Source organism: Shimia litoralis, assembly GCF_005518135.1.
GTDB classification, from domain to species: Bacteria; Pseudomonadota; Alphaproteobacteria; order Rhodobacterales; family Rhodobacteraceae; genus Shimia_E; species Shimia_E litoralis.
Genome location: NZ_SULI01000003.1, coordinates 154514 through 167570, shown reverse-complemented (window position 1 = coordinate 167570; position 13057 = coordinate 154514). Strand labels below are relative to the sequence as shown.

The 13057-nt window shown below is 55.1% G+C and carries 14 protein-coding genes; 11 read left to right on the top strand and 3 right to left on the bottom strand.

The window, feature by feature from the left end:
* Positions 1-27: 27 nt before the first annotated feature.
* Positions 28-1170: a DNA-processing protein DprA gene (gene dprA, locus FAP39_RS04260; protein WP_138015145.1), complete on the bottom strand. Its 1143-nt coding sequence runs from the start codon at positions 1168-1170 to the stop codon at positions 28-30.
* 121 nt (positions 1171-1291) lie between these two features.
* Entirely contained in the window at positions 1292-2713 is a 1422-nt protein-coding gene (gene tldD / locus FAP39_RS04255) for a metalloprotease TldD (protein WP_138015144.1), read from the bottom strand.
* Positions 2714-2896: 183 nt separating this feature from the next.
* Between tldD and coxB the strand changes: the two genes are divergently transcribed.
* The 10 genes from coxB to FAP39_RS04210 all read left to right on the top strand — a co-directional run bounded on the left by coxB (position 2897) and on the right by FAP39_RS04210 (position 11915).
* Positions 2897-3736, top strand: a complete 840-nt coding sequence (coxB, locus tag FAP39_RS04250) for a cytochrome c oxidase subunit II (protein ID WP_138015143.1) — start codon at positions 2897-2899, stop codon at positions 3734-3736.
* 80 nt (positions 3737-3816) lie between these two features.
* Positions 3817-4755 carry a heme o synthase gene (gene cyoE / locus FAP39_RS04245; RefSeq protein WP_138015142.1) on the top strand — a complete coding sequence of 313 codons (939 nt, stop codon included), beginning with the start codon at positions 3817-3819 and terminating at the stop codon, positions 4753-4755.
* 2 nt (positions 4756-4757) lie between these two features.
* Positions 4758-4919, top strand: a complete 162-nt coding sequence (locus FAP39_RS17465; protein WP_171006773.1) for a hypothetical protein — start codon at positions 4758-4760, stop codon at positions 4917-4919.
* Complete coding sequence (locus FAP39_RS04240; protein ID WP_138015141.1) at positions 4919-5494, top strand: cytochrome c oxidase assembly protein; 576 nt, start codon at positions 4919-4921, stop codon at positions 5492-5494. Before FAP39_RS17465 ends, FAP39_RS04240 begins: the two co-directional genes overlap by 1 nt.
* Positions 5495-5529: 35 nt before the next feature.
* Positions 5530-6333: a cytochrome c oxidase subunit 3 gene (locus FAP39_RS04235; RefSeq protein ID WP_138015140.1), complete on the top strand. Its 804-nt coding sequence runs from the start codon at positions 5530-5532 to the stop codon at positions 6331-6333.
* Between the two features lie 107 nt (positions 6334-6440).
* Positions 6441-7118 carry an SURF1 family protein gene (locus FAP39_RS04230; protein ID WP_138015139.1) on the top strand — a complete coding sequence of 226 codons (678 nt, stop codon included), beginning with the start codon at positions 6441-6443 and terminating at the stop codon, positions 7116-7118.
* Positions 7119-7123: 5 nt separating this feature from the next.
* A complete protein-coding gene (gene thrC, locus FAP39_RS04225) occupies positions 7124-8512 on the top strand; it encodes a threonine synthase (RefSeq protein WP_138015138.1) in 1389 nt (462 codons plus the stop codon).
* Entirely contained in the window at positions 8509-9771 is a 1263-nt protein-coding gene (locus FAP39_RS04220) for a M16 family metallopeptidase (RefSeq protein WP_138015137.1), read from the top strand. Before thrC ends, FAP39_RS04220 begins: the two co-directional genes overlap by 4 nt.
* Complete coding sequence (locus FAP39_RS04215) at positions 9771-10361, top strand: GNAT family N-acetyltransferase (protein ID WP_138015136.1); 591 nt, start codon at positions 9771-9773, stop codon at positions 10359-10361. The genes FAP39_RS04220 and FAP39_RS04215 overlap by 1 nt, the downstream gene beginning before the upstream one ends.
* A 141-nt stretch (positions 10362-10502) precedes the next feature.
* On the top strand, positions 10503-11915 hold the full coding sequence (locus FAP39_RS04210; protein WP_138015135.1) for an FAD-binding oxidoreductase: 1413 nt from the start codon (positions 10503-10505) through the stop codon (positions 11913-11915).
* Between the two features lie 107 nt (positions 11916-12022).
* Here FAP39_RS04210 and FAP39_RS04205 read toward each other — a convergent pair whose 3' ends face one another.
* Complete coding sequence (locus FAP39_RS04205) at positions 12023-12562, bottom strand: adenine phosphoribosyltransferase (RefSeq protein WP_138015134.1); 540 nt, start codon at positions 12560-12562, stop codon at positions 12023-12025.
* Positions 12563-12872: 310 nt separating this feature from the next.
* Here FAP39_RS04205 and FAP39_RS04200 point away from each other — a divergent pair, with 310 nt between their 5' ends.
* Positions 12873-13055, top strand: a complete 183-nt coding sequence (locus FAP39_RS04200) for a hypothetical protein (RefSeq protein ID WP_138015133.1) — start codon at positions 12873-12875, stop codon at positions 13053-13055.
* Positions 13056-13057: the final 2 nt, after the last annotated feature.

The window sequence follows — 13057 nt, the reverse complement described above, 5'->3', positions numbered from 1 at the left end:
TCGGAGCATGAAGGTGCACGCCATCCGCTAAGTGCGCGAAACAAGGCCACCAGATTGTCGTTGAATGCGTCCGTCGATCTCGAGATCGACCAAGACATTTGAAACTGATTGTGCGGATGTGCCCAGGTCGCGAATAAGCTGATTTTCGGCGACAGGGGACGGGCCTAGGCGATTAAGAATTTCCATGTGCAGGCTCGCGGTGTCGCTTAGGCTACGTTTTGGCGTTGCCGCTTGTGGCATAGGTAGGTCAAGCTGAGCGGTCTTTGCGAATTTGGGGGAAATATTGATGGCTTCCAGAATGTCGTCTGCCGAGCGCACGAGCGTGGCGCCGTCTCTGATCAACATATTGCATCCGGATGCGCGTGCATCAAAAGGATGTCCTGGCACGGCCAAGACGTCTCGGCCCTGATCCAAGGCATTGCGGGCCGTGATCAGGCTGCCCGACTTTGCGGCGGCCTCGACCACAACCACCGCAGTTGCGATGCCTGAAATGATGCGGTTGCGTGCCGGAAAATGACGCGCCTGCGGAACTGTGCCCATGGGCTGTTCCGACAGGCGCAAGCCGTGAGTGGCCATCTGCTTGGACAGATCTGCGTTCTCTGCGGGATAGGTGACGTCAACGCCACCTGCAAAGATCGCGATCGTGCCTGTTTCGAGCGCGGCGTGATGCGCCGCGGTGTCAATGCCGCGTGCCAACCCCGACACGATGGTAAATCCTGCGTCGCCAAGGTTTTTGGCCAGTGATCTGGCCATGCGCGTCCCCAAGGACGATGCATTGCGCGCCCCGACCAAGGCAACAAGGGGACGATTCAGCAGGCCAAGGTCCCCCAAAGCCCATAAGATTGGCGGGGCATCAGGAATGGTTTTCAGATTTGCCGGATACTGACGATCTGCCACGGTCACCATTCGGGCGCCAGCCGCCGCCGCCGCTTTCATTTCCGCAGCAACCACCCCAACCGGACAAAGTGAATAATTCGTTTCTCCGGCATCACGCGCAATGTCCGGAAGTGCCTCCAGCGCAGCCTCTGCACTGCCATATTGCGCCATCAATCGGTAAAATGTGGCAATGCCAACGCGTCGGGATCGCAAGAGACGGAGCCACGCACAACGGTGTTCTTCCGTGGTGGGTGGGAGTTGGGGGTGAGTGGAAGAAATGTGGTCTTCGGTCATCCGTGGTTCCGCCTACTTGCAGAATCATGAATAGCCCGAAGACAGTTAACGACACGTAAACCATGCCTTGAGCATCTCACTTATTGCGAGATGCTCTCGTGTTTATACGGGCCACCGCGCGCTAGGCTGCTGACCCGCCAACGGTCAGCCCGTCCATCAAAACGGTGGGTTGACCGACGCCCACGGGGACCCATTGGCCAGCTTTGCCACAATTCCCCATACCGGGATCCAACATCATGTCATTCCCAAGCCCTTGGATTTGTTTCATTGCTGATGCGCCGTCGCCGATCAGTGTAGCGCCGTTTACAGGGGCACCGATCTTGCCATTTTCCACGCGATAGGCCTCGGTGCAGCTAAAGACAAACTTGCCGTTTGTAATGTCGACCTGTCCACCTCCAAAGCCGACCGCATATATCCCATCCTTGAGCGAGGCGACCAAATCTGCCGGATCGGATTCGCCGCCCTGCATGTATGTATTGGTCATGCGCGGCATGGGCGGATGGGCATAACTCTCGCGGCGTCCGTTGCCAGTGGGCGAGACGCCCATTAGCCGCGCGTTTTGACGATCTTGCATGTAACCGACGAGGATACCGTCTTCGATCAGGACATTTCTCGCAGACGGCGTGCCTTCGTCATCCACGGTAATGGAGCCGCGCCGATCAGGAATTGTGCCGTCATCCACAACAGTCACCCCGCGAGACGCAACCTGCGTGCCGATTTGGCCCGAGAACTTTGAACTCCCTTTGCGGTTGAAGTCTCCTTCAAGCCCGTGCCCGACGGCTTCGTGAAGTAAAATGCCCGGCCAACCGGGCCCAAGGACAACCTGCATCGGACCAGCCGGGGCAGGGACCGCCTCGAGGTTGATCAGAGCCACGCGCAAGGCCTCGCGCACTTTGGCTTGCCAATCTGAGGCCGCCAACAATCCGTCCAGCCCCAAGCGACCGCCTCCACCAGCTGTGCCGGTTTCGCGGCGTCCGTCCTGTTCGACAATCACGGACACATTTACACGTGTCATTGGGCGCGTATCTGTCACCTGTTGACCGTCTGGGCGCAAAATCACCACCTCTTGGTGAGATGCAGCCAGAGTGGCCGAGACCTGAACGACCCGGGGGTCTTGGTCACGCGCAAAGGCGTCTATCTCGCGCAGCGTGTCAATCTTGACCGGAAAGGGTGCGCCCGCGATGGGGTCTTCGTCTGTATATAGTCGATGATTTGTGGGCGTCGGTCCCGCAGCAAGAACGCCTCCGCCATCGCCAACGGCCAAGCGTGTTGTTTCGAGGGCGCGCACGAGGGCAGATTCTGAAATTTCCGAGGAATGTGCATATCCGGACACGTCGCCACGCACGGCACGCAGCCCGAACCCCTCCGAGGCATCGTATGACGCCGTTTTCAAGCGCCCGTCATCAAATACCAAGGCTTCGGCGCGGCGGCGTTCCAGAAACAATTCACCGTCATCGGCCCCTTCAGTCGCGGCCCGTAGATGCAATAATGCCCTGTCTGGGTCTAAAGACGTCTCAAAAGGTGAGAATTTGATCTGGGTCATATGGATTTTCCCCTCGGAATTTGATCTAAATCAAAAAAAGCGTCCGTTTGACGCGGACTGCCTCCTTTATTTGGCTGTGAGAATATGGTTTCTAGCAGCGATACAAAAGCGGCATTCCGTCAAGTTGATGGTTTTTCCGCAAGGAACATAAACGAATAACACTGAAACCGATCAGGGTGAACTATGCGAATTCTAACGACAATCCTGGGCCTTATGGCTTCTTTTACTGCCGTTCCCGCGTTTGCGCAGGCAGTTGAAACCGTGGGCAAGCCCGTGGATGGCAAAACGGGTTTCCAACCCGCGGCGACCGAACTTGCGCGTGATCTGCAATCTTTGGATCACATGATTCTTGTGATTATCACCGCAATTGTGATTCTTGTCTCAGCGTTGCTGCTGTTTGTGATTGTACGGTTTAACCGCCGCGCAAACCCGACTCCTTCGACTCTGACACACCATACACCGATCGAGATTGCTTGGACGCTTGGTCCAATCATCATCTTGGTGTTCATCGGGGCGTTCAGCTTGCCTGTTCTGTTCAAGCAACAGGAAATCCCAGAAGGCGACATCACGATTAAGGTGACTGGATACCAATGGTATTGGGGTTACGAGTATATTGATCACGGCTTCGAGTTCGAAAGCTTCCTGCTTCCACGTGAAGAGCTTGCCGAAAATGGTTATAACGAAGACGAGTATCTTCTGGCGACCGACACGCAAGTCGTGGTCCCCATCGGCAAGGTCGTCGTGATGCAAGTGACAGGCGCGGACGTGATCCACAGCTGGACCATTCCGGCCTTTGGCGTCAAGCAAGATGCCGTGCCGGGCCGCCTTGCAGAGCTTTGGTTCAAAGCTGAGCGTGAGGGCATTTACTTTGGCCAGTGTTCAGAGCTTTGCGGCAAAGATCACGCCTATATGCCAATCACCGTCAAGGTGGTGTCCGAAGAGGCATATGAAGAGTGGCTCAAGGGTGCGAAGGAAGAATACGCTTCGATCCCCTCAGCCGTTCAGGTTGCATCGATTAAGTAAACATCAAGGGTGCGTGACAAGCGCACCCTTATGCTTTTGACATCCGATGCGCTGCGGCGCATTTTTCAACGGAAGACAGAATGACTGACGCCAGCTTTGATACGCAAGCGACCCCACAAGAAGCCAGCTTTGGTGACTATTTCGCGTTGCTAAAGCCCCGCGTGATGTCGCTTGTGGTCTTTACAGCCATGGTTGGGCTGTTGGCAGCACCTGTATCCGTACATCCGATGGTGGCGTTTGCCTCGATCCTGTTTATCGCAGTTGGCGGCGGGGCCTCTGGCGCGTTGAATATGTGGTGGGACTCCGACATTGACGCAGTCATGAAACGGACCCAGTCGCGCCCCATTCCAGCAGGAAAGGTATCGCGCGACGAGGCCTTTGCGATCGGGATCACCCTGTCGGTGTTTTCTTGTATCATGCTTGCGCTGGCTTCGAACATCTTTGCTGGCTTGCTTCTGGCCTTCACGATCTTCTTCTATGTGGTGATTTACACCATGTGGCTCAAACGCTGGACACCGCAGAACATCGTGATTGGTGGCGCCGCGGGCGCGTTCCCTCCGATGATCGGCTGGGCCGTGGCCACCGGTGGTGTCTCAATCGAGAGCGTGTTGATGTTCACCCTGACCTTTATGTGGACGCCGCCGCACTTCTGGGCGCTGTGTCTGTTTATGAAGTCTGACTACAAAGATGCTGGCGTGCCGATGTTGCACGTGACCCACGGTCGCCGCGTCACACGCAACCATATCCTTGTGTACACCCTGTTGTTGGCGGTTGTTGCGATTGGCATGGCCTTTACTGGCGTGGGTGGTCCGATCTATCTGACCACAGCTTTGATTTTGAATGGTCTGTTCATTCTGGGCGCGATTTCGATTTGGCGCCGGAACGAAGAGGTCTCCGAGGCCGACGGGTATAAGCGCGAGAAATCCTTTTTTGGATTGTCGCTATTGTATCTATTCTTGCATTTTGGGGCCATCCTAGCAGAAGCGACGCTGGCACCCTATGGACTGGGGGGCTGGTGAACATGAGCTTTCATGACGATCACGAATTGCACAAACGGAGGTTTGGCCGGAATGTCGGTCTTGCGCTGGTGCTCTTGGCCTTTATCGGCATCGTATTTGGCCTGACTGTTGTCAAGGTCACGCAAGGCGGCCTTGAGCCGTCTGCCTTCAAAGGGCAAGGCTGATGGCGATGGATCCTAAAACGAAAACTGTTGCACAAACAGTGGGCCTGGTGATTACCATGGGTGCGCTGGCGTGGGCGTCAGTACCGTTTTACGATTGGTTCTGCCGTGTCACCGGCTTTGGCGGTGTGACCAATGTAGCCGACGCCGGATCCGACGTGATCTTGGACAAAACCATCAAGATCAAATTCGACGCCAGCAAACAGCGCGGCATGCCGTGGGAGTTCAAACCCCTGCAACGCGAAATGACGCTACGCATTGGTGAAACAGGTCTTGCTTTTTACGAGGCCTATAACCCTACAGATCGCCCCGTAGCAGGTCAGGCAAGTTATAACGTGACACCGTATGATGCAGGGTATTTCTTCTCCAAGATCGACTGTTTCTGTTTCACAGAACAGACGCTGCAACCCGGCGAGCGGGTCACCATGCCCGTGACGTTTTATGTTGATCCTGAAATCGTCAACGACCGTGAGGGACAGTATGTGAAACATATCACACTGTCTTATACGTTCCATGAAATCGACCTGCCCGAGGAAACTGTTTCCTTGACGCAGGAGACCGAAACCGAAGTAAACTAGAGCTAACAAGCCTTCCAACGAGGGAAAAGAAAAATATGGCGCACGCTAAAAACCACGACTATCACATTCTGCCGCCGTCCCTTTGGCCCCTGCTTGGGTCAATTGGTGCGTTCATCATGTTGTTCGGAGCCGTGCTCTGGATGCGTGAAGTGACCCCTTACATGTTCTTCATCGGCTTGGTTCTGGTGTTGTACGTGATGTACGGTTGGTGGGCCGAAGTCGCCGCCGAGGGCAATGGCGGTGTGGATCACACGCCCGTTGTGCAGATCGGCCTGCGATATGGCTTTATCCTGTTCATCATGTCCGAGGTCATGTTCTTTGCCGCTTGGTTCTGGACCTTCTTTAAACACGCGATGTACCCAATGGGTCCGGATAGCCCCGCGATTGACGGTGTCTGGCCCCCCGCAGGGATCGAGACCTTTGATCCATGGCATTTGCCGCTGATCAACACCTTGATCCTGTTGTGCTCCGGAATGGCCGCGACTTGGGCGCACCATGCTCTGGCGCATGAAAACAACCGCAAAGACATGAAATGGGGCTTGATCCTTTCGGTGGCTTTGGGTGTCTTGTTCACCATTTTCCAAGCCTACGAGTATTCCCACGCGGCCTTTGGCTTCTCGGGCAACATCTATGGTGCGACATTCTTCATGGCGACCGGTTTCCACGGCTTCCACGTTGTTGTCGGAACCATCTTCTTGCTGGTGTGTCTGATCCGTCTGGAACGTGGCGCGTTCACCCAACAGAACCACGTCGGTTTTGAAGCCGCGGCTTGGTACTGGCACTTTGTGGATGTTGTATGGCTGTTCCTGTTTGCCGCAGTGTACATCTGGGGCGGCTAAGCCCGCGTCTGCTTAAGGTTTGCGGTTGAAATATCGCAACAATAACGCATAAAGAACGTCGCGGTTGGCAATGCCATCCGCGACGTTACTTTTTGAAAGGTCCTTCTTTGCGCCGTCTGTTTTTACCTTTGTTCTTTGGCATCCTTGGGACCATCGTATTGGTGTCGCTTGGCAACTGGCAGGTCCAGCGTATGCATTGGAAGGCTGATGTGCTGGCCGAGATCGAAAGCCGGATAGCGGATGCGCCCGTGGCACTGCCCCAAAACCCTGATCCGGTGACTGACCGCTTCTTGCCGGTCGAGGTCAGTGGCGTGATGTCCGAGGACGCACTGCATGTTTTGGTGTCCGTCAAACAGGTCGGGGCAGGGTATCGAATTATTTCACCGTTCCAAACCGACAGTGGTCGTCAAATTATGGTGGATCGTGGTTTTGTCAAAGTCGCCCAAAAAGACGCACCGCATGCAGGGGGCGCGATGACGATTGTCGGCAATCTTCACTGGCCCGACGAGATCGACAGTTATACACCAGAAAATGATGTGGCCGGAAATATCTGGTTTTCCCGTGACGTGCCGACAATGGCGGCGGCGTTGAAAACCGAACCGGTTTTGGTGATTGCGCGCGATACCTCTGAAAATGCGCCCTCAATCACGCCTTTGCCGGTGGACAGTGCTGGCATTCCCAATGATCACTTGCAATATGTTGTGACATGGTACGGTCTGGCGATTGTCTGGGCGGCCATGACGCTTTATTACCTGCGCCGGATGCGCAAAACCAAAAAGGCCTGAGTCCCTTGAAATACATTTCGACCCGCGGCGACGCCCCTGTTCTGAGCTTTGAAGAAGCCATGCTGACTGGCTTGGCCCGTGATGGGGGGCTATATGTGCCCGAAACCATCCCGACGATGTCGACAGACGACATCGCAGCGCTGGCTGGTCTGTCATATGAAGACATTGCCTTTCGGGTGATGCGGCCTTTTGTGGGCGATGCGTTTACCGACGATGAATTCAAGGGCATCATCGCGCGCGCCTACGAGGGGTTTCGCCATGATGCACGCGCCCCTCTGGTGCAACTGGGCCCGAACCATTTCCTGATGGAGCTGTTCCACGGGCCAACCTTGGCCTTTAAAGATTTTGCGATGCAGTTGATTGGTCAACTGTTCCAGTTTTCGCTGGCGCGCCGCAATGAACGGGTCACCATTGTGGGTGCTACGTCCGGCGACACAGGGTCGGCAGCCATCGAAGCATTTCGCGGTTTGGACAACGTCGATGTCTTTATCTTGTTCCCGCACGGACGGGTGTCAGACATTCAGCGCAAACAGATGACAACACCCGATGATGCCAATGTGCATGCTTTGGCGATGGATGGCGATTTTGATGATTGCCAAGCGGCACTTAAGGATATGTTCAATGACTTTGACTTCCGCGATGGCGTGCGCTTGGCGGGGGTCAATTCGATCAACTGGGCGCGTGTCTTGGCCCAAGTGGTATATTATTTCTCAACCGCAGTGAGCCTTGGCGCGCCTCATCGCAAGGTGTCCTTTACCGTGCCAACGGGGAACTTTGGCGATATTTTTGCCGGCTATATCGCCAAGAAAATGGGTCTCCCGATCGAGCGTCTGGTGATTGCGACAAACCAGAACGACATCTTGCACCGGACCATGGACACTGCCCGCTATACTAAAGAAGGCGTTGTGCCGTCGATCAGCCCGTCCATGGATATCCAAGTCAGTTCGAATTTCGAGCGGGCGTTGTTTGACGCCTATGGGCGAGACGGCAATGCCGTGGCGCAATTGATGGATGAACTTAAAGGCGGCGCGTTTGCGATCAGTCAGGGCGCCATGGAAACGCTGCGCGATCATTTTGACTCGGGCCGTGCCTCAGAAGACGAAACGATGGCAACGATTGCGTCGGCCTATGTCGGTACTGGTGAAATCCTGTGCCCGCATTCCGCTGTTGGCGTCAAAGTTGGCAATGAAAACCTGTCGTCGACCCCGATGGTCACCTTGGCCACCGCGCATCCTGCCAAATTCCCGGATGCGGTCGAAAAGGCCATGGGTCAACGCCCTGCGTTGCCACCGCATATGGCGGATATGATGGACAAACCCGAGCGCGTGACGCGCGTTCCAAATGACCTTGGGCATCTTCAAGCTCTTATCAAAGATCGGATTGCAGCGCGTTGACTGTAAAACTTCATACTTTGCCGAACGGGTTTCGTGTCATCACAGAACACATGCCCGGGCTGGAATCAGCATCAATCGGAATTTGGGTGAATGCAGGTGGCCGCCACGAGCGGTTTGCCCAAAACGGCATTGCGCATTTTTTGGAACACATGGCCTTCAAAGGCACCAAGAAGCGCACAGCACTTGAGATCGCAGAGTCGATTGAAGATGTCGGCGGATATATCAATGCCTATACCAGCCGTGAAGTGACAGCGTATTATGCGCGTGTTCTGAAGGGGGACGTGCCACTTGCGATGGACGTGATTGGCGATATCGTCATGAACCCCATTTTCGACCCTGATGAAATTGAAACCGAACGCGGCGTGATTTTGCAAGAAATCGGTCAGGCTTTGGATACGCCAGACGACGTCATCTTTGACTGGCTTCAGGAGCGTGCCTATCCGGATCAGCCGCTGGGTCGGACGATTTTGGGTCTCGAAGAACGGGTGCGTGGATTTGACCGCCAAGACCTGTCAGGTTTTGTCGCAGAACATTATCGCCCGGATCGGATGATTTTGTCCGCGGCGGGCGCAGTGGATCATGACCAGATTATCCGCGCCGCCGAAGACATGTTTGGCCATCTTGAGGGTGGCCCGTCGATATTGATTGAACCCGCGCGGTTTCAGGGTGGGGAATACCGCACAGAGAAAACGCTGGAGCAGGCCCATTTTGCGTTCGGTTTGGAAAGCCCGGATTACAGCCATCCGGATATCTATACCGCCCAAGTCTATAGCACGGCGCTTGGCGGCGGCATGTCGAGTCGCCTGTTCCAAGAGATCCGCGAAAAACGCGGGCTGTGCTATACAATCTATGCCCAAACTGGTGCGTATGCCGACACGGGTATGACCACGATCTATGCGGGCACGTCTGGGGATCAAGTTGCAGAACTTGCAGAGATCACAATTGATGAACTCAAGCGTGCGGCGGATGATATGGGGGGGCAAGAAATTGCTCGTGCCAAAATCCAGATGAAGGCCGGCATGCTAATGGGGTTGGAAAGCCCTTCAAGCCGCGCCGAGCGTTTGGCCCGTATGCTGGCGATTTGGGACCGCGTACCAGATCTGAGCGAAACGGTGGCACGCATTGATGCGGTCAGCGAAGCAGATGTGCGCCGGTTTGCCGAACTCATGGCTGTCAAGGCACGGCCCGCGATGGCGCTTTATGGACCTGTGTCACAGGCACCAAGCCTTGAAACCTTGCAAAGACGGCGCGCGGCGTAATGTTGTTGGGCAGGCGTAAGGTCAAGATCGAGACCGACCGGCTGACCCTGCGCCCGCCTGTGCATTCGGATTATCGCACATGGGCGGCGTTGCGCCACGAGAGCAGTGATTTTTTAATTCCCTGGGAACCCGCATGGGCCAAGGATCACCTGACGCGCAAGAGCTTTACCAATCGCGTGTACTGGGCACAGCGATCTATCAACAACGGCCATGCGGTTCCCTTGTTTCTGGTGCGCCGCCAAGATGACGCTCTGTTGGGGGCTATCACGTTGGACAATATCCGGCGCGGCCCATCCTTAGCGGGCACATTGGGGTATTGGATCGGTCAAAACTATACGCGCCAAGGCTATATGCGCGAGGCGATTGAAGCTGTGGTGCATCATGCCTTTGTGCAAATGGGGCTCAGCCGGATTGAAGCGGCGTGCCTGCCGGAAAATCTTGCGTCGCGCGGGGTGCTCGAGAAATCGGGCTTCAAGTATGAAGGTGTTGCACAAAGCTATTTGCAGATTGATGGGCGCTGGCGCACGCATGTGCTGTATGCGGCACTGAGAAACGACCGCCGTGGTCGCACGTTGGCGGGGCAGAGCTAGGCAAAGTTTCGTGAGATAGGTGCTCGCGATCTGGTCATATCTGGAACAGTCATGCGACCTGCGGTATCTGGGCTCCATGCGCTTTGTGACGATATCACTTGGGGCTTTGGACAGATCAATACAGTATGCGAGGATAGTTCCATGAAACTTAACGCAATTTCCAAGTCCTTTTTGACCACCCTTCGCAACGCGCTCTCTGACGACATTATTCGCCCTGCGGACCCACGTTATCTTGAAGAACCTCGTGGCCGATACGTTGGTCAGGACGGTGGCATGGTGGCTTTGCCGCGCACAGTGCAAGACGTGGCGCGTATCGTAAAACTCTGTGCTCAGGCGCCGGTCGGCATTGTGCCATACGGCGGGGGGACTGGTCTTGTTGGTGGCCAAGTGATGCCCGAAGGCCCGATGCCTCTGATCTTGTCTCTCGAAAGGCTGAATGCGGTGCGCGACGTTGATCCGCTCGAGAATGTGCTTGTGGCTGAAGCCGGCACCATATTGGCAGATATCCAAGCCGCGGCGGAAGCAAAAGATCGCATGTTTGCGTTGTCGCTTGCGGCAGAAGGTTCCTGCCAGATCGGCGGAAATTTGGCCACGAACGCGGGGGGGGTGAATGTCTTGCGATACGGCAATACGCGTGATCTCTGCCTTGGTCTCGAGGCCGTTCTGCCAAATGGCGAGATTTGGAATGGTCTGACGCGGTTGCGCAAAGATAACACTGGATATGATCTTCGAAACCTGTTGATCGGCGCTGAAGGGACGTTGGGCATCATCACTGCGGCGGCGCTGAAGCTCGCACCGCGCCCGGCATCTCTTGGCACGGCTCTGATGGTCGTGCCATCGCCGCAAGCCGCGCTGGACCTCTTGTCTTTGGCGCGCACACGTGTCGGGGATGCCATTAGCGCATTTGAACTGATGCATCGGCAAGGCCCTGAATTTGTAGCAGAGACATTGCCAGATATCCGCCAACCTTTCCCAGAAATACCGGAATGGATGGTGCTTATCGAGTTGGGGCTTAATCAAGATGCTGATGCGGCTCTGAGTGACCTGTTCGAATTGGGGATGGAGCAGGGTCTGGTCGAGGATGGTCTTGTAGCGCAAAATACCGGACAGCGGACCGAGTTCTGGTCCCTTCGGGAACATATTCCGGTTGCGAACAAACGCATTGGCTCAGTGTGTAGTCATGATATTTCTGTCCCACTTGGGGCCGTGCCAGACTTTATTGCCCGTGGCGGCGAAAAAATTGCCGAACTGGGCGATTTGCGCGTCAATTGCTTTGGACATCTCGGGGATGGGAATTTGCACTATAACGTCTTTCCCGCGCGGGGGCGGGATCGGTCGGACTATGACCCTCTGCGTGACGACGTGAAGCGAGTTGTTCATGATCTGGTGCAGGAATATAATGGATCGTTCAGTGCCGAGCACGGGGTGGGGCGTATGAAGGTGCCTGATCTTGAAAAATACGGCGATCCCGTCAAATTGGCGGCGATGCGGGCCATCAAGAGCGCGCTCGACCCGGTTGGCATCATGAATCCCGGTGCCGTTTTACGCGCATAAACGCCGCGCAACTGCGCGGCGAGCCTCGGAAAAGTTTGGGCGCGGCGAGCATGTGTTTTGGCACGTCATTTGTTGCCGCGCCCGCCGCCCGCATGAGGCGCTGTGGATTAGAGACCGTCGAACTCGCACAACACAGACACATTCATGCCCATGTCTTCCAATTTTTTGCGCCCGCCCAGTTCCGGCAGGTCGATAATAAAGGAGCAGGCAATGATTTCACCGCCAAGGCGCTCGATCAGTTTGATGCCAGCCTTTGCGGTGCCACCCGTCGCCAATAGATCGTCAACCACAAGGATTTTTTCACCCGGTTGAATGGCGTCGTCATGAATTTCAACGATCGCTTCACCGTATTCCAGCGTATATTCTTCCGAAATGGTTGTTCCGGGGAGCTTGCCTTTTTTGCGCACCGGCACGAAGCCGACGGACAGCTGATGGGCAATTGCGCCGCCCATGATGAACCCGCGTGCCTCAAGGCCAACAACTTTGTCGATACGCTCGCCTGCAAAGGGGTGCAGCATTTGGTCGATTGCCATGCGAAATCCACGTGGGTCAGCAAACAACGTGGTTACATCGCGAAACATGATCCCTTCGTGGGGGAAATCAACAATCGTGCGGATATAATCTTTGACATCTTTGTTCTTGCGCATGACTGGCCCCTTTAGGATTTTGCGGGACCCGTTTGGCCGAACTGTCGCGTCGACGCAAGAGGCGGATTAACGCAGGACCTAAGGTTACTGGCTGCGTTTGTGAAAGAAGCGATACATCTTGGATGACATCCAGTTCAAATGTGGTTTGTGCCAATCCATACGATCTTTGACGAGCATGGTCTTTGCAGCAATCAAGTTCATTTTCCAATTCCTTTCTCGAATGACCTCAGCTATGTTAGTCTAGCATTTGTATATTTATTGTATATACAAATGATTTACAAAAGGCAACACTCATTCCACTCGGGGCAAAATGGCAAAAAAAGATACCAAAAAGGTCGGCAAAAAGGACAGCCAGTTGGTCTTGCGTCTGGACAAAGCCGAACGCGATGCATTTGTGGATTTGTGCAAGGATATGGATACAAGCGCGGCGCGCGAAATTCGCCGCTTTATCCGGGTTTTCATGAAAGAAAACGTATCATCGGACGAGACCTGACG

Excerpts from the sequence above, each read along its gene's own strand:
- dprA (WP_138015145.1), bottom strand. The coding sequence starts at position 1,170 with ATGACCGAAGACCACATTTCTTCCACTCACCCCCAACTCCCACCCACC.
- tldD (WP_138015144.1), bottom strand. The coding sequence starts at position 2,713 with ATGACCCAGATCAAATTCTCACCTTTTGAGACGTCTTTAGACCCAGAC.
- coxB (WP_138015143.1), top strand. The coding sequence starts at position 2,897 with ATGCGAATTCTAACGACAATCCTGGGCCTTATGGCTTCTTTTACTGCC.
- cyoE (WP_138015142.1), top strand. The coding sequence starts at position 3,817 with ATGACTGACGCCAGCTTTGATACGCAAGCGACCCCACAAGAAGCCAGC.
- FAP39_RS17465 (WP_171006773.1), top strand. The coding sequence starts at position 4,758 with ATGAGCTTTCATGACGATCACGAATTGCACAAACGGAGGTTTGGCCGG.
- FAP39_RS04240 (WP_138015141.1), top strand. The coding sequence starts at position 4,919 with ATGGCGATGGATCCTAAAACGAAAACTGTTGCACAAACAGTGGGCCTG.
- FAP39_RS04235 (WP_138015140.1), top strand. The coding sequence starts at position 5,530 with ATGGCGCACGCTAAAAACCACGACTATCACATTCTGCCGCCGTCCCTT.
- FAP39_RS04215 (WP_138015136.1), top strand. The coding sequence starts at position 9,771 with ATGTTGTTGGGCAGGCGTAAGGTCAAGATCGAGACCGACCGGCTGACC.
- FAP39_RS04210 (WP_138015135.1), top strand. The coding sequence starts at position 10,503 with ATGAAACTTAACGCAATTTCCAAGTCCTTTTTGACCACCCTTCGCAAC.
- FAP39_RS04205 (WP_138015134.1), bottom strand. The coding sequence starts at position 12,562 with ATGCGCAAGAACAAAGATGTCAAAGATTATATCCGCACGATTGTTGAT.
- FAP39_RS04200 (WP_138015133.1), top strand. The coding sequence starts at position 12,873 with ATGGCAAAAAAAGATACCAAAAAGGTCGGCAAAAAGGACAGCCAGTTG.